The organism is Streptomyces goshikiensis (assembly GCF_014650555.1).
Lineage (GTDB): Bacteria > Actinomycetota > Actinomycetes > Streptomycetales > Streptomycetaceae > Streptomyces > Streptomyces goshikiensis.
This window is the reverse complement of record NZ_BMVE01000013.1, coordinates 164,573-184,401: the sequence shown is the minus strand read 5'-3', so window position 1 is coordinate 184,401 and position 19,829 is coordinate 164,573. Positions and strand designations below refer to the sequence as shown.

Sequence of the window (19,829 nt, the reverse complement as noted above, 5' to 3'; positions counted from 1 at the left end):
GGGACACGGAAGGGCCCCGGGGCAACACGCCCCGGGGCCCTTCCCGTTGCCGTACGGGGGCGGCTACGCGCCCCAGGTGCGCAGCCGCAGCGGCAGCCCCGACCGCCCGGCCCCGTCGGACCGGACCGCGAGGACCTGGTTGACGCCGAGCCGGTTGTGCTCGAAGCCGAGCGCGCAGGCCGCCATGTACAGCAGCCACACCCGGACCCGCCCGGGCGAGGTGAGCCGTACGGCTTCCTCCCGGTGCAGCTCCAGCCGGGCCACCCAGGCCCGCAGGGTGAGGGCGTAGTGCTCGCGCAGCGCCTCCACGTCACGGACCTCGAAACCGGCCCGCTCCAGCTCGCCGACGGTACCGGCGAGCGGGGAGAGCTCCCCGTCGGGGAAGACGTAGGCGTCGATGAACTCGTCGACGCGGTAGGCGGATTCGTCGGCCTCGGGGGGCCGGGCGATCTGGTGGTTCAGCAGCCGCCCGCCGGGGCGCAGCAGGCCGTACAGGGTGCGGGCGTACTCCCGGTAGCGGGCGGCGCCGACGTGTTCGGCCATGCCGATGGAGGAAATGGCGTCGTACGGGCCGTCCTTGACGTCCCGGTAGTCCTGGATCCGGATGTCGACGAGGTCGGCCAGGCCCTCTTCGGCGACCCTCTTGCGGGCGTAGACGGCCTGTTCGCGCGAGAGGGTGATGCCGGTGACCCGGACGCCGTACTCGCGGGCGGCGTGCAGCGCCATGGAGCCCCAGCCGCAGCCGACGTCCAGGAGCCGCAGGCCGGGTTCCAGGGCGAGTTTGCGGCAGACCAGGTCGAGTTTGTCGTGCTGGGCGTCCTCCAGGGTGGCGTCGGGTCTCCAGTAGGCGCAGGAGTACACCATGGAGGGGCCGAGCACCCGCTCGTAGAACTCGTTGCCCACGTCGTAGTGGTGACTGATCGCCTGCCGGTCGCGGCCCTTGCTGTGGCGGCTGCCGCCGCGCCGCGCGGCCTCCTCCGGGGGCGGCGCGGGCGCCGGCCACGGTCCGGCGAGCGTGACCAGTTCCCGTAGGGCGGCGCGGCGCTCCGGGTCGCGCAGCAGGGCGAGGCTCGCCGCGGGGCCGGTGGCGGCGGCCGGGGCCGATTCGCCGTCCGGGCCGGGGCGGCGTTCCCACAGCAGGCCCGCCACCCGGTCCAGCAGGGCGAACAGATCGCCCTCGACGGTCAGGTCTCCCGCGACCCAGGCGCGGGCGAGGCCCATCTCGCCCGGCTTCCACAGCACGCGGCGCAGCGCGCGGCGGCGGCGGACCACGAGGACGGGTCCGCCGGGCGGCCCGGCCTCGCTGCCGTCCCAGGCCCGGACGCGCACGGGCAGGGGGGCACCCAGCAGGGTCTCGGCGACAGCGGCCAGCCGCGGCGCGGCGTCGGTCATGGGGCACACCTCCAGAAAGCTCCGACCCATGGCCCTACCCCGCCGGGGGCCCGGACAATCCGCCGGTGCGGCGCAGGAGTGGCACAGGTGCGGCGCAGGAGTGGCGCGGTGCGGCGCAGAAGTGGTGCCCGGGTACGCCGAAGGGGCCGCCCGCACCACGGATGGCGGGCGGCCCCTTCGGGTCGTACAGGTCTAACCGGTCCTGCGCGGGTCCTGCCGGAGGAACCGGGTCAGGACGCCTTGGCCTTCTGGGCCGGGGTGGCGGCGGCCGGGGCCGGCGCCGGCTTGGCGGCCTCGTAGAACTCCTCGCGCGGGCTCTCCAGAGCACCGAGCGAGACGACCTCGCGCTTGAGGAACATGCCGAGGGTCCAGTCGGCGAAGACGCGGATCTTGCGGTTCCAGGTCGGCATGGCCATGCCGTGGTAGCCACGGTGCATGTACCAGGCGAGACGGCCCTTGAGCTTGATCTTCATCTTGCCCATGACGATCATCGCCACGCCCTTGTGCAGGCCGAGGCCCGCCACAGCACCCTTGTTGGAGTGGCTGTACTCCTTCTGCGGGAAGCCCCGCATGCCGGAGACCACGTTGTCGCCGAGGACCTTGGCCTGGCGCAGCGCGTGCTGGGCGTTCGGCGGGCACCAGGCGTTCTCGATGCCGGCCTTGCGGGACGCCACGTCCGGGACCTGGGCGTTGTCGCCCGCGGCCCAGATGTAGTCGGTGCCCTGGACCTGGAGGGTCGGGGCGGTGTCGACGTGGCCGCGGGGGCCGAGCGGCAGGCCGTAGCGGGCCAGGGCCGGGTTCGGCTTGACGCCGGCGGTCCACACGATGGTGTTGGAGTCGACCTCAAGGCCGTTCTTCAGCACGACGTGGCCCTCGACGCAGGAGTCCATGGAGGTCGAGAGGTAGATCTCGATGCCGCGGGACTCCAGGTGCTCCTTGCCCCAGGTGCCCAGCTTGGGGCCGACCTCGGGAAGGATCTTGTCGGCCGCGTCCACCAGGATGAAGCGCATGTCCTCGCGCTTGATCGTGGAGTAGTACTTCGCGGCGTCGCGGGCCATGTCCTCGACCTCGCCGATCGTCTCGGCGCCGGCGAAGCCGCCGCCGACGAAGACGAAGGTGAGCGCCTTGCGGCGGACGTTCTCGTCCGTCGTGGACTCGGCCTTGTCGAGCTGTTCGAGGACGTGGTTGCGCAGGCCGATGCCCTCTTCGACACCCTTCATGCCGATGCCCTGTTCGGCGAGGCCGGGGATCGGGAAGGTGCGGGAGACGGCGCCGAGCGCGATCACCAGGTAGTCGAAGGGCAGCTCGTACGCCTCGCCGACCAGCGGCGTGACGACGGCGACCTTGCGGTCCTGGTCGATGGTCGTGACCCGCCCGGTGAGGACCTCAGCCTTGGGCAGCACGCGTCGCAGCGGGACGACGACGTGCCGCGGCGAGATGCTGCCTGCGGCCACTTCGGGGAGGAAGGGCTGGTAGGTCATGTACGAGCGCGGGTCGACGACCGTGACGGTCGCCTCGCCGTAGCGCATCTTCTTCATGATGCGCTTGGCTGCGTACAGGCCTACGTACCCACCTCCTACAACGAGGATCCTGGGACGCTCCGTGGTGCTCATGTGAACGAGTATCCAGCACCCTCAGGGGTGATGCTCGTGAGCCCCTTCACAAGGAGTCGAACCACCTCTGCTACACTCCGCCGCCCACGTGACCCAGGTCATGGCGCGAAACGGGAACCAACGTGTCGCGGGAGTCGTTGTGCACCCGTCCTGAACTGGCCACACGGCCCGAAACCGGAGTAGACCACCGGGTTCGCGGATCCCTGCCGCGAGGCCCCGGCGATGCCCCCGATTCGCGCGAACGCTCCTACAAACGGGGCCGGATGGCCCTTGAAGGAGCCCGAAAGACCCTTCCGGTAACCCGTGGGGCGTCTTTTCCTTGTGAAGAACTTCACGAACCTTCTGTGCACGATGGCACCTAAGGCCCCCGTAAGGACCCTCCAGGACCCCCTCCAGCAGCGGAATGCGGGATTCCACCCGCCTCCCCCATCGATTCCCAGGCCCCGCCCCGCCCGCACCGGGACACCGCAGAACAGCAGCGCACTCGAAGCCGAAGGGCACACACGACGGCGGCGCCCCGGTGAGGTCACCGGGGCGCCGCCGTTCACACGTTCCGCGGGTCAGGGGCGCCGCTGGGCGGCCTCGACGTCTTCGGCGGTCTTGATCGCGATGCCGTCCAGGATGTCGTGCTCCGAGACCACGACCTCCGAGGCGCCTACGCGCTCCATGACGGCCAGCAGGACCAGCGCGCCCGCGCCGATCACGTCGACCCGGCCCGGGTGCATCACGGGGATCGCGGCGCGCTCGGCGTGCGTCGCCGTCAGCATGCGCTCGCTGACCTCGCGCACCTTCTCGTACGGGATCCGCGCGTGGTGGATCGCCGACGAGTCGTACTCCGACAGCCCGAGGGCGATGGCGGCGACCGTGGTGACCGAGCCGGCCAGGCCGACCAGGGTGCGGGCCTCGGCCAGCGGGACCGCCTCGGCGGCCAGGTCCAGCGCCGCCTCGACATCGGCCCGTATCGCGGCGATCTGCTCCCGCGTCGGCGGGTCGGTGACGACGCCGTCGGTCACCAGGTGGCGCTCCGTCATCCGGACGCAGCCCACGTCGACGGAGCGGGCGGCCCGGACGTGCTCCTCGCCGACGACGAACTCGGTCGAGCCGCCGCCGATGTCCACGACCAGGAACGGCCGTTCGAGGTGCGTCGCCCCGGTGAGCTCGCGCGTGGCTCCCGTGAAGGAGAACTCCGCCTCCAGGTCGCCGCTGATCACCTCGGGCTCGACGCCCAGGATCTCCAGCACGCCCCGGACGAAGTCGTCCCGGTTCTCGGCGTCGCGCGAGGCCGAGGTGGCCACGAAGCGCACCTTCTGCGCGCCCAGTTCCTTGATGACGGCCGCGTACTCACGGCAGGCGGCGAAGGTGCGCTCCAGCGCCTCCGGGGCCAGCCGGCCGGTCTGGTCCACGCCCTGGCCGAGCCGGACGACGAGCATCCGCCGGTCGAGCTCGACCAGCTCGCCCGTACCCGGGTCGCAGTCGGCGACGAGGAGCCGGATGGAGTTCGTACCGCAGTCGATGGCCGCGACCCGGGTCACTCGGTCTCCTCCTTCTGCCCGCACGGCGTGACGCAGGGGCCCTTGGCCCACCACTGCGGCAGCATCGCGAGGGCCTCGTCGCCGAAGGGGTTCACCCCCGGGCCGGCGGCCAGCGAGTGGCCGACCAGCACGTGCAGGCACTTCACCCGGTCCGGCATGCCGCCGGCGCTCGGGAAGCCCTGGAGGACCTCGATGGCGTCCCGGCGCCGGATGTAGTCCTCGTGCGCGGCCTGGTAGGCGGCGGCGAGCTCCGGGTCCTCGGCGAGCCGCGCCTGCATCTCCTTCATCACGCCGTTGGCCTCAAGCGTGCCGATGGCGGAGGCCGCGCGCGGGCACGTCAGGTAGTACGTCGTCGGGAAGGGCGTGCCGTCGGGCAGCCGCGGGGCGGTCTCGACCACGTCCGGCTGGCCGCAGGGGCAGCGGTGCGCGATGGCGCGGAGCCCGCGCGGCGGGCGGCCGAGCTGCTGCTCGAACGCCTCGATGTCCGCGTCGGTCGGCTCGGTCCGGTCGGTCTGGGGCGGGGGCGTCTGCATGCCTGGAGGAAGTCTCTTCGTTCTCGTGGATGGGTGCGGGTGCTCGTCATTCGCCGGGGCGGTCGGCCTTGTCGACCCCGTCCCAGACGTTCGAGTACCAGGGGCGGTCGGAAGCGGCCTGTCCGGTACGGTGCCGCTCCGCGGCCTCGGCCCCGGGGTCCTTCATGATGTAGCCGATCTCCCCCGGCCGCAGGAAGTGCAGGTGCTTGCGCGCCTGCTGTTCCGCGTAGGCCGGGTCCTGCCAGCGGGCCTTCTCGTCGCGGAGTTCCTCAAGGCGCCTGCGCGCGTCGTCGGCGGCCCGCTGCTGCTCCGCGATCTCCGAGCGCTGGGACACGTACTGACGCATCGGATACGCGAGGGCGACGACCAGGGTACAGAGGACGAGCACCAGCAGGGCGGCCCGGCCGGTGAGCCGGCTGCGGCGGACCTGACGGCGCGACTGCGACCGGTAGACGTGGGCGGCGGTCCGCTCGCCGAGCTGCCTCAGCCTCGTCGCGGTCGAGAAGGTGGAGAACCGGTCCCGGGTCCCGGCCATTGGTCCCGCCTCCCCTGTGTCCGCTACGCAATACGTCCCCGCACACGGTACGGGACCGAGTGCGGGGACGTACGGAAGCCGGGGCGTGGTTAGCCCTTGAACCGCGGGAAGGCGCTGCGGCCGGCGTACACCGCGGCGTCGTCGAGGATCTCCTCGATGCGCAGCAGCTGGTTGTACTTGGCGACGCGGTCCGAGCGGGCCGGGGCGCCGGTCTTGATCTGACCGCAGTTCACGGCGACGGCGAGGTCGGCGATGGTGACGTCCTCGGTCTCGCCGGAGCGGTGGGACATCATGCACTTGAAGCCGTTGCGCTGGGCCATCTCGACGGCGTCGAGGGTCTCGGTCAGCGAACCGATCTGGTTCACCTTCACGAGCAGGGCGTTCGCGGAGCCCTCCTCGATGCCGCGGGCCAGGCGCTCCGGGTTGGTGACGAACAGGTCGTCACCGACGATCTGGACCTTGGTGCCGAGCTTGTCGGTGAGGGTCTTCCAGCCGGCCCAGTCGTCCTCGTACAGCGGGTCCTCGATGGAGACCATCGGGTAGGCGGAGACGAGCTCCTCGTAGTACTCGGTCATCTCGGCGGCCGAGCGGGACTGGCCCTCGAACTCGTACTTGCCGTCCTTGTAGAACTCGGACGCGGCGACGTCGAGCGCGAGCGCGATGTCCTTGCCCGGGACGTAGCCGGCCTGCTTGATGGCCTCGACGATGAGGTCGAGCGCGGCGCGGTTGGACTCCAGGTTCGGGGCGAAGCCGCCCTCGTCACCGAGACCGGTGGACAGGCCCTTGGTGTGCAGGACCTTCTTGAGGGTGTGGTAGACCTCGGCACCCCAGCGCAGCGCCTCGGAGAAGGACTCCGCGCCGATGGGGGCGATCATGAATTCCTGGATGTCCACGTTGGAGTCGGCGTGCGACCCACCGTTGAGGATGTTCATCATCGGAACGGGCAGCAGGTGCGCGTTCGGGCCGCCGAGGTAGCGGAACAGCGGCAGGTCCGAGGCCTCGGACGCGGCGTGCGCGACGGCCAGGGAGACGCCGAGGATGGCGTTGGCGCCGAGCGAGCCCTTGTTGTCGGTGGCGTCGAGGTCGAACATGGCCTGGTCGATCAGGCGCTGCTCGGTCGCGTCGTAGCCGACGAGCTCCGGGCCGATCTGCTCGATGACGGCCAGGACGGCCTTCTCGACGCCCTTGCCGAAGTAACGGTTGGGGTCACCGTCACGGAGCTCGATGGCCTCGAAGGCACCGGTGGAGGCACCGGACGGAACTGCAGCACGGCCGGTGCTGCCATCGTCGAGGCCCACCTCGACCTCGACCGTGGGGTTGCCTCGGGAGTCCAGGATTTCCCGGGCTACGACGACGTCGATGGACGGCACGAGCATCTCCTTCTGGGATGTGACGCTGGGTGTGCGGTGGCGTGTCAGGCCGTGGGATGGCCTTGCCGCCTAGAGCCTAACCGGCTCCGGACACTCGGCCGCCCGACTGCCCGGGTCCTGGGACGAAAAAGGGCCCGAATACCCGCCTTCCCGGACATACGGCGCTTGATCGATCGGTGTGACCGGTACGCACGACACCGCCCGGCGCGTGGGGGGATACGCGCCGGGCGGTGTGGATCGTGCGTGGTGCTGACGCCCTCTAGGCGATCACCGGGAGGTTCAGCTGAGGTCCAGCTTCTGGCCCGGGAAGATCAGGTCGGCGTCCGAGACGACGTCGTTGTTCAGCTCGAAGAGCTTCTCCCAGCCGCCCTGGACGCCGTTCGCCTCGGCGATGGTGCCCAGGGTGTCGCCCTGCTTGACCTCGTAGGAGCCGTTGCCGGTCTTCGGGGCCTTGGGCGCCGCCGGGGCGGCCTTCTGCTCGGTCTTCGGCGCGGTCTTGACCGGGGCCGGGGCCTGGGCGCGCTCGGAGCGGGTGACCGGGGCCTCGGCGCGCTTGGTCTCCTTCTTCGGCGCGGCCTTCTGCTGCTGCTTCGCCTCGGGCTTCGGCTTCGGCTTGGCCGCCTCGGTGCCGCCGTTGTACGAGGAGCCGGACAGGCCCTTGCCGCAGACCGGCCAGGCGCCCTTGCCCTGGCCCTTGAGGACCTTCTCGGCGATCGCGATCTGCTGCGACTTGGAGGCCTTGTTGGCGGTGGAGGCGTACGCCGTGCCGCCGTAGGAGGCCCAGGTGGAGGACGAGAACTGCAGACCGCCGTAGTAGCCGTTGCCCGTGTTGATGGACCAGTTGCCGCCGGATTCGCAGGAGGCGACGCGGTCCCACTCGGAGGCGGTCGCGGCGGAGGCGGATCCCACGGCCATCAGGGGCGCCGCGACGGCCACACCGGCGACGCCGGCGAGCGTGACGATGCGGACGGCCTTGGAACCGCGACGGTGCTTGCCCTTGCTCTTGCCCGAAAGCAGCATGGAGTTCTCCTCACCGACGCCTACGAGGTGAGCTGTCGGGTTCGGGCGAGTGAGTGCCCGGCCACACGTGGTGTGTGACTTAACCCCTAGCCGGTACGTGACCGTCTCTCAACGGCCGTTCCCGGCGCCTACCTTGGTTCCCCCGCTCCTGCCTTCGGCGCTTTACGCGACGACTGTTCCCCCCGGCCGCCGGCAGGATTCGGCGATGCGGTCGAAGAGGCCCGCGGTGGCGAGCGATTCAGAAGGTAGACAGGTCTCTCCCCGATGTTCAACGAGCAACATCGGGGAGAAACGGGCCCTACTTGCGCCCTTCGCAGGGGTGTTTGCGCAGGTGAGGGCGGGGTTCACGGAACGCTGCGGACTCGACACGCCAGTTGACCCGAAGAGACGCATGTCTCACTTACAGATAACGGACATTCAGGTCTTTACGGGTGTCCGAAGTGCCGCTATTTCTTCGATAGATCCAGATTCTGGCCAGGCTTGATCAGGTCCGCGTCTCCGCCGATGACCTGCTCGTTGGCCTGGTACAACGCGTTCCATCCGCCCTTGACGCCCTTGGCGGTCGCGATCGTGGCCAGACTGTCGCCCGCCTTGACGGTGTACGTGGGGTCCGACGCGGCGTCAGGAGCGCTCGCGTTCTCGACCGCGGCCGGGCCGCGGTGCTTTCCGGCACCCTCGCCCGCCGCACCGGCCGCGTCGTCCGCCGTGGCGGAGGGGCTCGGGGAGGCGCCGGGGCCGGTGGTGGCGCCCGGGGTACCCGGGGCCGCCGGGATCGTGGGGTTGCCCGGGTTCGTCGAGCCGGACGGGGCGCTCGGCGACGTGCTCGGGTCGGCCGGGGTCGTCGGCGTCCCCGGTGTGGTCGGGGTGCCCGGGGTCGTGGGCGAGGCGGGGTCGGTCGTCGAGCCGCCCGGAGTGGTGGGAGTCGTGGGGGCCGACGGAGTCGTCGACGGCAGGTCCGGGTCGGGCATGACGGGCAGTCCGAGCGAGGGGCCCTGCGGGATGTCGGGGAGCCCGAAGGTGGGCGAACCGGCCGGGGCGGGGACCGGCGTCGGCGCGCCGTAGTCCTTGGACTGCGTGGAGCCCTGGACGGGCACCGAGCTGTCCGGGCGGGACGGGCTCGGGGCGACCGAGCCGGCGTTGCCCGGGTTCACGTCCGCCGACGGGCCGTCCTTGGTGAGCCCGGCCGGGCTCGCGCACAGCGGCCACGCCTCGGGGCCCTGGGAGGCCAGCACCCGCTCGGCGACGGCGATCTGCTGCGAGCGGCTCGCGAGGTCGGCGCGCTCGGCGTAGGACAGGCCGCCCGCGTTCTTCCACTCCTCCTGGCTGAACTGGAGTCCGCCGTAGGCGCCGGTGCCGGCGTTCGCGCTCCAGCTCCCGCCGCTCTCGCACTCGGCGACCTGGTCCCAAGTGGAGGCGTCCGCGGCGCTCGCATTGGTCGCCGCGAGCAGCGGCAGTGCCAGCGCGGAGCCTGTGACTCCGGCGGTGACGACTATGGCGGGCACCTGGCGGGGGCGTCTGTGGCGGCCGTTCCCGGAACGCATGAGCTGCACCTTTCGCATAACGGCGGGGTAACGGCAGAACCTAGCTGCGTTAGCACGCTCGTGACAACTCCGGCCTGAGACTGACTTCCGGTCAGGGGACGTTCAGGTGTTTCGGGGTGTGAACCGGACGGGAAGCGTGCGCAGGCCACGCATGATCAACCCCCCGCGCCAGCGCAGCTCCTGAGGCGGAATGGCGAGTTCCAGGTCGGGCAGACGCGTCAGCAAAGTCGCAAGCGCGGTCTGTCCTTCGAGTCGCGCGAGCGGAGCGCCCAGGCAGTAGTGGATCCCGTGCCCGTATCCGAGGTGCTGGTTGTCGGTGCGGGAGAGGTCGAGGGTGTCCGGGTCGGCGAAGCGGTCGGGGTCGCGGTCGGCGGCCGCGAGGACCACGAGGACCGGGTCGCCCGCCGCGACCTCCTGCCCGCCGAGGGTCAGCGGCTCGGTGGCGAACCGCCACGTCGCCAGCTCCACCGGCCCGTCGTAGCGCAGGAGTTCCTCGATCCCGGTGGCCAGCAGGGCGCTCTCGCCGGCGGCGAGGGAGTCCTGGAGGAGCGCGCGCTGGCCCGGGTTCATGAAGAGGGAGTGGACGCCGTTGCCGATGAGGTTGACCGTCGTCTCGAACCCGGCGAACAGCAGGATGAAGGCCATGGCCGTGGCCTCGGCCTCCGTCAGATGGTCTCCGTGGTCACTTGCCCGGATCAGATCGGAGATGAGGTCATTGCCCAGATCATCCCGTTTGCGGTGGATGAGTTCCCCGAGGTAGGTCCGCATCTGCTTCACGGAGCGGGCGACTCCGCCGCGCGGACCGCCGCCGTGCCGGATCATCATCCCGGCCCAGTCACGGAAGTCGTCCTGGTCCTCGCGCGGTACGCCGAGCATCTCGCAGATGGCGTAGATGGGGAGCGGGAAGGCGAACTCGTGGATGAGGTCCGCCTCGCCCTTCGCCGCGAACCCGTCGATGAGGTGGTCGGTCAGCTCCTGCACCCGCGGGGTGAACTCGGCCACCCGGCGCGGGGTGAACGCCTTCGACACCAGCCGCCGCAGCCGGGTGTGGTCCGGCGGGTCGATGTTGAGCAGGTGCGTCATCAGCTCCGCCTTGCGCTCCCCCGGGATCCCGGTCTTGCCCTTGGCGTGCGCCGGCTCCGCGTGGTGCGCCGGGTTCTTGCTCAGCCGCTGGTCGGCGAGGGCCTGGCGGGCATCGGCGTACCGGGTCACGAGCCAGGCCTCGACCCCGCTGGGGAGCCTGGTGCGGTGCACAGGGGAGTGCTCGCGCAGCCAGGCGTAGGCCGGGTAGGGGTCGGTCGCGAACTCCCAGTCGAAGAGGGTCGGGCCCTGGGGGGCCGGGGCGTCTGAAGGGGTTCCGGGGGTCTGCTCGTCCACCCGCAGACGGTATCCCGGGCGCCGCCCGCCATCCCATATAGGTGGATCGTCGCGGCTGTCCGTAGATCCGCCATCACTTGACCTCGCGGAGTCCGGCCTTCCTACTTTCGGATTTGTGGATGTGAGGATCTTGAAAAGCAGCTTCGCGGTGGTGGAGAGACGGGCCGAGCACGCGGTCAAGTTCTTCTACTCCCACCTCTTCTGGCACAACCCCGGGATCCGCGAACTCTTCCCGGCCTCCGCGCAGGAGATGGAACGCCAGCGGGACCGGCTGTTCGCCGCGCTCACCCACGTCATCGCCCACCTCGACGACGAGACCCTCCTCCCCTATCTCCGCGAGCTCGGCCGCGACCACCGCAAGTTCCTCGCCGGGCCCGAGCACTACGCGGCCGTCGGCGCCAGCCTGCTGGCCGCCCTCGCCCGGACCTCCGGCGAGGCGTGGACCCCGGAGGTGGAGAAGGCCTGGTCAGAGGCCTACCAGGTGATCGCCGACACCATGACCGAGGGCGCCGGATCGAGCGAGGACCCGCCCTGGTGGGACGCGGAGGTCGTGCGCCACCTCCAGTACGGGCGGGACATCGGCGTCCTCACCCTGCGGCCGCACCTCCCGCTCCCCCACCTGCCGGGGCAGTACGTGAGCGTGAGCAGCGAGCGCGTCCCCGGTGTCTGGCGGACGTACTCCCTCGGCAACGCGCCCCGCCCCGACCACACCCTCGACCTGCACGTCAGCCGGATCGAGGGGGGCCTGCTCAGCACCGCCCTGGTCCGCGACGTGCGCCCCGGCGAGATGCTGCGGCTCGGCGCGGCCGGCGGGCAGCTCACGTTCCGCCGCACCGACCGCCCCGTCAGCCTCATCGCCGCCGGGACGGGCTGGGCGCCGATCCGGGCCATCCTGGAGGAACTGGCCGGGCATCCCCCCGATCAGGACGTCCGGCTCTTCGTGGTCGCCCGGGACGCCGCGCACCTCTACGACCGGCCGCTCATCGACCGGTACGCCGCCGCGTTCCGCTGGCTCGGCGTCACCTACATCACGCCCGCGCCCGGGCAGCACCGCAACCAGGCCACCGACCGGCTGACGACCGCGCTCGGCAACCGGGCGCTGTGGCCCGAGCGGGACGTCTACCTCAGCGGTCCGCCGCAGTTCGTCGAGGAGACCGCGTACGTCCTCGCGGAACTCGGGGCGCGGCCCGGCCGCGTCTTCCACGACTCCCTGCCCCTCGGCGGCCGGGGCCACGGCCCGGGCGGCCGCCCGCTGGGGTTCGGCGAATGGTTCCTGAACCGGCCGGCCCCGCACTGGCACAACCCCTCGGCCCGCGCGCCGCGCGCCCGCGAGGAGGACAGGCCCTAAGGGGTCGCGACGCCCTCGGCGGCGCGGATCGCGTCCCGGTAGGCGCGGGCCGCCGCGCGCAGCGCCGCCTCGGGGTCGACGCCCGCCTCCTCGGCGCGCGCCGCCAGCTCCAGCAGTTCGTACCCGATGCCCTCGCCGCGGGGCAGCTCCACCGCCAGCGCGCCCGCGCGCGCCCGGCCGGCGAGCTTGGCCGCGAGCGCGAGGCCGGGCTGGCCCAGCGGGATGCCGTCGGTGACCGACTCCCGCTGCTTCTCGACGGCCTTGGTGCGCTGCCAGTGCGCGCTGACGTCCTCCGGGGTCAGGGCCTCGGCGTCCCCGAAGACGTGCGGGTGGCGGTGGATCAGCTTCTCGACCAGGCTGCCGGCCACGTCGTCGACGGAGAAGGGCTCCTCGGCGTGTTCCTCGGCGATGCGCGCGTGGAAGACCACCTGGAGCAGTACGTCGCCGAGTTCCTCGCGCAGTTCCTCCCGGTCGCCGTCCTCGATCGCCTCGACCAGCTCGTACGCCTCCTCGATGGCGTACTTCACCAGCCCCTCGTGGGTCTGGCGGGAGGTCCAGGGGCACTCCCGGCGGACCCGGTCCATCACCTGCACGAGGTCGAGCAGCCGGGCGCCCGGCAGGTCGTACGAGCCGGGCAGCAGCTCCAGGCCGGGCATCGCGACCCGGCCGGAGCCGGCCAGCCGGGCCAGCCCGTCGGTGAGCCGCTGGTCGCCCTCGCCGCCCGGGATGACCACGACGGTGCGGCCGCCCGCGCAGGCCTCGACCAGGCCCTGCGCGTCGGGGACCTCCTGCGCGACCTCGACTCCGGCCTCCCGCAGGTAGGGCAGCTGCGGGTGCTCCGGGTCGGCGCACAGCACCCGGTCCGCCGCGCGCAGGGTCTGCCAGGCCGGCCAGGACAGCAGTCCGGGCGCCACCCGGTGGCTGGCGGTGAGCAGGACGATGCGGCCGGTGGGCTCGGCGGGTACGTGGTCGGTCACCCTCCGAACCTACCCCCGCGCCGCCGGCTCAGGCTCCGGCGGGGGCCTGCTCCGGCCGGGTCCGCTGGGTGATCCAGGGGGTCTGCGCCTCGCCGAGTGCGATCTGCTTGGCGTCCCAGCCGCCGTAGCGCGGGCTCACCTCGATGTGCAGGGCGCCGGCGGCCTTGGTCAGGGCCGGCACGAAGGCGTCGTCCCCGAACTTCTCCTTGATCTTGCCGAGGAGCAGCTGGAAGCGGATGTCCTCGTCGATCTGGTCCGGCGCGACCGGGAGCCGCTGCGCGAGCGCCAGCTGTTCCATCTTCGCGGCGCCGCCGCTCTGCTGGGTGGTCTCCTTGCGGACGTCCTCGATCTCCCGGGTGCTGACCGTGATGCCGGCGTCCTTCGCGGTCTCCTCCAGGATCCGCAGCTGGATCATCTTGTTGAGCTTCATCCGCTCCAGCCGGGCGGTGCCCGCGGCGGGGGCGCTCTGCTCGGACCGGTCCTGCGCGCCGCGGACGTCGTTCACCTGGGCCTGGAGCGCGGAGGTGGTGATCCGCTGCCCGCCGACGACGGCCGCGGTGCCGGGCCGGGGGTCACTGGAGCAGGCGGACAGCAGAGGGGCCGCCGCGAGCAGGACGGCGGAGACGGAGAGCGCAGTGCGACGGTGCAAAGGAGCCTCCAGGGCCGGGAGATTGTGCGTCGGTGCACAAGGGCCGTGCGGTGATCGATGGTATGCAGTGTGGGGGATCCGAGCCACCGCTTCGACCAACGATTCCCGGGGTGTTGGGGTACGCCGCTGTTTGTGTCCCTGCCACCCTCCGGCCACCCTTCGTCCGCCCGGCGCTGTCAGGGTCGGGCCACCATGTCGACTCCGCATCCCTCCCCGCGGCGCCACAGCCTGTTCGGCTCGGCGCTCGCCGCCCTGCTCACGGCCGCGGCCGTGTGTACCGGAGACGCCGTCGCGGGCGTCTTCCCGTACGGGCCGCGCCATCGCAGCATCAACGACCTCGGCAATCAGTTCGTACCGTTCCACGCGCACCTGTGGGACCTGCTCCACGGGCGCGCCCGGGGCGGCCTGCTGTTCAACTGGCAGTCCGGCTACGGCACCAGCTTCCTGCCCGATTTCGGGACGTACCTGACGAGCCCCTTCGCACCGCTCGTGGGGCTCTTCCCGCGCGAGGACATCGACCTCGCGGTGTACGTCGTCACGGTGCTGAAGATGGCGGCCGCGGCGGCGGCGATGGCCTGGCTGCTGCGGACGGTGCGGCGCGGGCCGTGGTGGGCGGCGGGGCTGCTGGCGGCCTCGTACGCGCTGTGCGGCTGGTCGGTGATCGAGGCCTCGTACAACCCGATGTGGCTGGACGGGCTGATCGCCTTCCCGGTGCTGTGCCTGACGGGGGAATGGGCGCTGCGGGGCCGCCGGCCCGTGGTGGGGGCGCTGCTCGTCTGCCTCTGCTGGACGGCCAACTTCTATACGGCGTACATGGCGACGCTGGGTGCGGCGCTGGTGCTGGTGGTACGGGTGGTGCTGACCCGGGAGGGCGTGCGGGAGCGGCTGCGGGTGGTCGGCCGGGCGGCGGGGACCACGCTGCTGGGCATCGCGCTGGCCTCGCCCGTCCTCGTCCCCCTCTTCATCAGCTCCGGGCAGGCGTATCCGGGGCTGGTGCGGGAGTTCCAGCCGGTGTCGTGGGCGGACACCTTCGCCCGGCTGCTGCCGGCGACGTACTCCTTCTCCTCCCCGGCGGTCTTCGTGGGGACGGGGACGCTGCTGCTGCTCGCGGCGCTGCCGTTCCACCGGGCGGTGCCCCGGCGGGTGCGGCTGTGGTGGGCGGGGCTGGCGGCGGCCGTGCTGGTCTCGTTCCAGTGGACGCCGACGCACCTGGCCTGGCACGTGTTCGCGACCCCGAACGGGAGCCCGTACCGGCAGACCTTCGTCCTCGCCGGGATCGTGGTGATCGCCGCGTGGACCGGGCTGGCGGCGGGGCTGCCGGGGCCGCGGGCGCTGGCGGCGGGCGCCGGCGTGCTGGTGGCGGTGGCGCTGTGGGCGAGCGGCAGCGAGCTGGTGGGCGGCTGGGCCTACGGGCTGTTCGGCGGCGGTCTGCTGATCGCGGCCGGGGCCTGGTGGGCACTGGGGCACCGCCGGCTGGTGCTCCCGGCGGCGGGGCTGCTGGCCCTGGTGCTGATCGGTCAGGGCGCGGCGACCACGGCGTGGGGCATGCGGGGCAAGCTGGGCGGCCTGGACGACTACCCCTCCTGGGGCGCGGAGCACAGCGCGCGCGCCGGGGCCCTCGCGGGGGCCGAGGGCTGGCCCGCGTACCGGACCGACCCGAGCCGGCCGGCGCTGACCGGCAACGACCCGATGCTGCTGGGCGGCGAGGGCGGCGCCTACTACAGCAGCCACACCCCGGAGGTGTTCACGCGCACGATGGTGGCGCTCGGCGCGGGCTGGACCTCGCGCGGGCGCAACGTCCAGAGCATCGACAACCCGGTCACGGACGCCGTCTTCGCGGTCGGCGCCCGGCTGACGCCCGACGGCACGGTCGCGCGGGCCGAGGTCCCGCCGCTGATCACGACGCGGCCGCCGGGCCCGGAACCCTCCTACGCCGAGGACGCGCCGTTCCACAACCAGGAACTCCTGCTGGGCGCGAGGGTGTACGAGGACCCGGTCGCGCCCGGGGTCTGCCGCGAGGGCACCGAGGCCTACCTGTGGGCCCCGGAGTACAACGCGTACGCCCGCCTCACCGGCGGCCCCGGCTTCCGCCTGGACGGCAACGCGCCGCGCAACCGGGCCGCCGTCCAGCGGCTCGGCGTGTCCCGGGGGGCGGCCTCGGCGCTGCGGTTCGACTCGGCCCCGCCGCCGCGCTGGACCCTGGCCTGCCTGGACCGGGCGAGGCTGGCGGAGGCGACGGCCCGGCTGCGCGCCACGGCGGCGACCGGCATCGAGGTCGGCTCCTCGGGCATCCGGGCCACGGTGGCGCCGGGCACGAAGGGCACCGCGGTGCTCTCCTCCCCCGCGATCGCCGGCTGGACCTGCAACGGCCGCCCGGCCTCCGCCCACCTGGGCCTGGTGGCCGTCCCCCTGGACGGCCGCACCACCACCGTCGACTGCTCGTTCCGGCCGCCGGGCCTGCTCCCGGGCGCGGCGATCGCGGGGGCGGCCCTGCTGGTGCCCGCCGGGCTCACCGCCTGGGGCGCGCTACGGCGGCGACGGCGGCCGCGCGGGGGCGACGGCCTCCCGGTGGTGGCGGCCGGTGCCGGGGCGGGCGCCGCCGTGGCGGATGCCTCCGTACCGGCCTGAGGCGGGGCGCGGTGTCAGCGGGCCGGGGGTGATCAGCCCCTGACCTGCCCCAGCCAGTGCAGGGTGCGGCGGACCTCCGCCGGGAACGGGTGGTTCGGGCCGTGCAGCCGCTCGGCGTCGAACAGCAGCCGGGCCAGGGTGTCGTGGGCCGCCGGCCGGTCCCCCAGGGACAGCAGCAGGTGGGCGATCCGGCGGCGGACCTCCAGCGGCAGGCCCGGGTCCGGGTTGGCGTAGTGGTTCTCGAACAGCGGCAGCAGCGAGCGGTACTCCGCGAGGGCGGCCGCCGGTTCGCCGAGCTGCTCCAGGCACTGGGCCGCGTCGTAGCGGAAGCGGTGCGACTGGGGGTCCCCGGGCGGGAACTCGTCGGTGAGGCGGCGCAGTTCGGGCAGCGCCCGGCGGTACTGGCCGTCGTCCATCAGCGTCGCGGCGTACTGCTTGCGCAGCGAGCGGACCACGGGCGAGTGCTCCCCGTGCTGCGCGGCCGCCGCCGGGAGGATGCCGCCGAGGATGTCCACGGCCTGGGTGAGGAGGCCCTGGTCCAGCAGCTGGCGGGCCTCGTCCACGGCGGCCGGGATGTCCGGGCGCTGCGGGTCCGGCGGCTGCGTGGGCTGCGGCGGGATCACCGTCGCGCGGTCCGGCCAGGGGGCCTGCGGGCGCAGGAAGGGGCGGGTGGGATCGAGCGGCCCGGACGGCGCGCCCTGCTGGGGGAGCAGCGGGACGAGCGCCTGGTAGACCTCCTGGGCGGAGCCGGGCCGGTCCTGTGGGTCCTTGGCCAGCAGGTGCAGCAGGATCACCTCCAGCTGGTGCGGGACCTCCGGGCGCAGCCGGCGCACCGGCACCGGCGGCTCGTACAGGTGGCGGTGCAGTACGCCGAGCGCGGTGGATCCGGCGAACGGGACGTTGCCGCTGAGGAGTTCGTACAGCAGGACACCGAGCGCGTACAGGTCGGTGTACGGGCCGACCGCGCCGCCCATGGCCTGCTCGGGCGCCATGTAGGCGGGGCTGCCGATGGGTGAGCCGGTGCTGGTGAGACGGGTGGTGTCGGTGTCCATCACGGAGGCGACACCGAGGTCCAGGACGAGCACGGTGCCGTCGGGGCGGATCATCACGTTGCGGGGCTTCAGGTCGCGGTGGACGATCGGCACCGCGTGCACCGCGGACAGCACGCCGCACAGCTGCGCGACGACGGAGACCGCCCACTGCCAGGGGTACGGGCCGTGCTCGGCGAGGTGGTCGGCGAGGTCGGAGCCCTCGACGTAGCCCATGACGAGGAAGAGCTCGTCCCCGTCGCTGCCCGCGTCGTGGACGGTGACCAGCCCGGGGTGGTCCACCTGCGCGGTGACCCGGCATTCGCGGACGAAGCGGCGGCGCAGCTCCTCGGCGACGGTGCCGGGGCCCGCGACCTTGTCGGGGCGCAGCAGCTTGACGGCCACGCGCCGGTCCAGGCGCCGGTCGTACGCCGTCCAGACCTGGCCCATGCCTCCCTGGCCCAGGATGGTGGCGAGCTGGTAGCGCTCGCCGATGATCCGCTCGGTCACTGGTTGGGGTCCTGGATCGCGGTCTGGTTCGGGTCCTGGTACGGGTGGGCCGGGTTCTGGTTCTGGTTCGGCGCCGGGTTCGGGCCCGGCGTCTGCCGCCGCAGGAGCTCGCTGAGCTCGTCGAGTTCGGCGCGGACCTGCCCGATCCGCGGCGGCGGGGTGGTCGCCGGCGGCAGGTTCGGGGCGGGGACCGGGGCCGGCGTGGACGTCGGGGTGTGCGCGGGCGGGTACCCGTAGCCGGGGGTGGTCTGGTGCGGCGGCGCGTACGGGGCGGGCGTCTGGTAGGCGGCGGGCGCCGGGCCCCAGTGCGCCTGCCCGGCGGCGGCCTTGGCCTCGTGGTGGCGGATGTCGGCGACGAGGAAGTACACGCAGATCGCGAAGCCCGACAGGATCGAGCCGCCGGCCCCGAGGTCGCTCTGCCAGCCGCTGGTGTCGGGCGTCTTGTCCAGCCCGATCAGCACGATGCAGACGACGGAGGCCACGAACCCGAGCACCAGCAGGGTCCAGTCCCGGTTCTTGCGGGTGACGAGCGCGAGCCGCAGCAGCGACCCCCAGGCGAAGAACCCGCAGCTCAGGATGGGCAGCGCCGCGAACAGCACGCGCAGTGCCACCACGCTCCCGGACTGGGGCCGGGGGGCCTGGGGACCATGCTGCGGCTGGAGGCCGGGGCCGTGCATCGCTGCTCCTGACGGGCCGTGCGGAAAGGATTTCGGGTCTGAGCGTATACAGGCTTTCCGGCCGTCAGTGAGGGGATGCGCGCAACCGTTGCACGGTCGGTTGCCCGGGCGTGACCGAGCCGTCCGCGGTGGTGGCGTACGGGCTCGGCGCGGGTGGCGGTTAGGCTCCGGCGATACATGGTCTTTCCAGGGGGGAACTTCACATGCGCAGCCGCACGGTCGTCGCGACGGCGATCGGCACCACCGCCCTGCTCGGGGCCACCGGGTGCCTGCCCGCCGGTGGCCACCAGGCCGCCGACATCGGTAAGGCGGCCCGGGCCTCGGCGGGTGCCACGGCCCCGGCGCCCTCGGGTTCCGGCTCCGACGAAAGCAAGGGCTCCGGTTCCGGGGCCGGTTCCGGCAGGCTCACGGACCTGTCCGGGCGGGAGATCCTGAGGCGGGCCCACAAGGCCACCCGCGAGGCCGAGTCCGCGCACGTCGTCGCCAAGGTCCGGCTGGACGGCAAGCCGATGGCCATCGACCTCTCGCTGGACAAGAAGGGCAACTGCAACGGCGTGATCCGCCTCGACGGCATGGGCCGGATGGATCTCATCAAGTCCGCCGAACTCATCCACTTCAAGGGCGACGAGGCCTACTGGCGGGGTGCGGCCAAGCTCAAGAACGCCCCGCGCAAGCAGACGGACCAGATGGTGGCGGCGCTCGCCGGCCGCTGGGTGAAGGTGCCCGCCTCCGACGCGCGGTCCGCCGCGATGACCGGCATGTGCGACCTGGACAAGCTGACGCTCGAAGCGGGCCGGGACAGCATCCTCGCCCGCAAGGGCGCCGCGGCCACGGTCGACGGGGTGCCGGCGGTGGCGGTCACCTCTCCGGCGAAGGACGGGACGGAGACCGACTACGTGGCCACCGAGGGCACTCCGTACATCCTCAGGTCCACGCTGAGCGGGAAGGAGGACGGCGAGGTCTCGTTCTCGGAGTTCGGCAAGCCGGTCGACGTGACCTCCCCGAAGGACTCCGACGTGCTCGACATGGGCAGGGCGGGCGGCTCCGGCCCGGGCGAATCGGTCTGACGCGGGCGCGGCCGGACCGCGACGCGGCCGGG

Annotated in this window: 16 protein-coding genes and 1 riboswitch; of the genes, 3 read left to right on the top strand and 13 right to left on the bottom strand. The window is 72.6% G+C overall.

Features of this window, described 5'->3' with window-relative positions; translation table 11 throughout:
* Nucleotides 1–63: 63 nt before the first annotated feature.
* From IE248_RS29845 to IE248_RS29805, 9 genes are all read right to left on the bottom strand, one after another.
* Nucleotides 64–1,392, bottom strand: coding sequence for an SAM-dependent methyltransferase (locus IE248_RS29845; protein WP_190032203.1), 1,329 nt, complete (start codon nt 1,390–1,392; stop codon nt 64–66).
* A 230-nt stretch (nt 1,393–1,622) separates the two neighbouring features.
* On the bottom strand, nt 1,623–3,005 hold the full coding sequence (locus IE248_RS29840; RefSeq protein WP_190032202.1) for an NAD(P)/FAD-dependent oxidoreductase: 1,383 nt from the start codon (nt 3,003–3,005) through the stop codon (nt 1,623–1,625).
* A gap of 560 nt (nt 3,006–3,565) precedes the next feature.
* Nucleotides 3,566–4,537, bottom strand: coding sequence for a Ppx/GppA phosphatase family protein (locus tag IE248_RS29835; RefSeq protein WP_008741744.1), 972 nt, complete (start codon nt 4,535–4,537; stop codon nt 3,566–3,568).
* Nucleotides 4,534–5,070 carry a DUF501 domain-containing protein gene (locus IE248_RS29830; RefSeq protein WP_008741743.1) on the bottom strand — a complete coding sequence of 179 codons (537 nt, stop codon included), beginning with the start codon at nt 5,068–5,070 and terminating at the stop codon, nt 4,534–4,536. Before IE248_RS29830 ends, IE248_RS29835 begins: the two co-directional genes overlap by 4 nt.
* A gap of 46 nt (nt 5,071–5,116) precedes the next feature.
* The gene (locus IE248_RS29825; RefSeq protein WP_190032201.1) at nt 5,117–5,605 is read right to left on the bottom strand and encodes an FtsB family cell division protein; all 489 of its coding nucleotides are present in this window, start codon (nt 5,603–5,605) and stop codon (nt 5,117–5,119) included.
* Between the two features lie 89 nt (nt 5,606–5,694).
* Nucleotides 5,695–6,981, bottom strand: coding sequence for a phosphopyruvate hydratase (gene eno, locus IE248_RS29820; protein ID WP_037793436.1), 1,287 nt, complete (start codon nt 6,979–6,981; stop codon nt 5,695–5,697).
* Between the two features lie 273 nt (nt 6,982–7,254).
* Nucleotides 7,255–7,995: a transglycosylase family protein gene (locus tag IE248_RS29815; RefSeq protein ID WP_037793433.1), complete on the bottom strand. Its 741-nt coding sequence runs from the start codon at nt 7,993–7,995 to the stop codon at nt 7,255–7,257.
* Nucleotides 7,996–7,997: 2 nt separating this feature from the next.
* A riboswitch (cyclic di-AMP (ydaO/yuaA leader) is annotated at nt 7,998–8,165 on the bottom strand.
* 276 nt (nt 8,166–8,441) lie between these two features.
* Nucleotides 8,442–9,536, bottom strand: a complete 1,095-nt coding sequence (locus IE248_RS29810) for a LysM peptidoglycan-binding domain-containing protein (protein ID WP_100583057.1) — start codon at nt 9,534–9,536, stop codon at nt 8,442–8,444.
* 102 nt (nt 9,537–9,638) lie between these two features.
* Complete coding sequence (locus IE248_RS29805; protein ID WP_190032200.1) at nt 9,639–10,913, bottom strand: cytochrome P450 family protein; 1,275 nt, start codon at nt 10,911–10,913, stop codon at nt 9,639–9,641.
* 148 nt (nt 10,914–11,061) lie between these two features.
* Between IE248_RS29805 and IE248_RS29800 the strand changes: the two genes are divergently transcribed.
* Entirely contained in the window at nt 11,062–12,261 is a 1,200-nt protein-coding gene (locus IE248_RS29800; protein ID WP_229895607.1) for a globin domain-containing protein, read from the top strand.
* Here IE248_RS29800 and IE248_RS29795 read toward each other — a convergent pair.
* The gene (locus IE248_RS29795) at nt 12,258–13,238 is read right to left on the bottom strand and encodes a nucleoside triphosphate pyrophosphohydrolase (RefSeq protein WP_008741736.1); all 981 of its coding nucleotides are present in this window, start codon (nt 13,236–13,238) and stop codon (nt 12,258–12,260) included. The genes IE248_RS29800 and IE248_RS29795 overlap by 4 nt on opposite strands.
* A gap of 28 nt (nt 13,239–13,266) precedes the next feature.
* A complete protein-coding gene (locus tag IE248_RS29790) occupies nt 13,267–13,887 on the bottom strand; it encodes a SurA N-terminal domain-containing protein (RefSeq protein WP_073797658.1) in 621 nt (206 codons plus the stop codon).
* Between the two features lie 192 nt (nt 13,888–14,079).
* On the opposite strand from IE248_RS29790, the gene IE248_RS29785 reads away from it, so the two are divergent.
* On the top strand, nt 14,080–16,515 hold the full coding sequence (locus tag IE248_RS29785) for a YfhO family protein (RefSeq protein ID WP_190032198.1): 2,436 nt from the start codon (nt 14,080–14,082) through the stop codon (nt 16,513–16,515).
* 32 nt (nt 16,516–16,547) lie between these two features.
* Here IE248_RS29785 and IE248_RS29780 read toward each other — a convergent pair whose 3' ends face one another.
* Both IE248_RS29780 and IE248_RS29775 read right to left on the bottom strand, forming a co-directional pair.
* Nucleotides 16,548–18,053, bottom strand: coding sequence for a serine/threonine-protein kinase (locus IE248_RS29780; RefSeq protein WP_261340370.1), 1,506 nt, complete (start codon nt 18,051–18,053; stop codon nt 16,548–16,550).
* Entirely contained in the window at nt 18,050–18,667 is a 618-nt protein-coding gene (locus IE248_RS29775; protein WP_143196325.1) for a hypothetical protein, read from the bottom strand. Before IE248_RS29775 ends, IE248_RS29780 begins: the two co-directional genes overlap by 4 nt.
* A gap of 266 nt (nt 18,668–18,933) precedes the next feature.
* Between IE248_RS29775 and IE248_RS29770 the strand changes: the two genes are divergently transcribed.
* Nucleotides 18,934–19,797 carry a hypothetical protein gene (locus IE248_RS29770; protein ID WP_073797657.1) on the top strand — a complete coding sequence of 288 codons (864 nt, stop codon included), beginning with the start codon at nt 18,934–18,936 and terminating at the stop codon, nt 19,795–19,797.
* Nucleotides 19,798–19,829 lie beyond the last annotated feature (32 nt).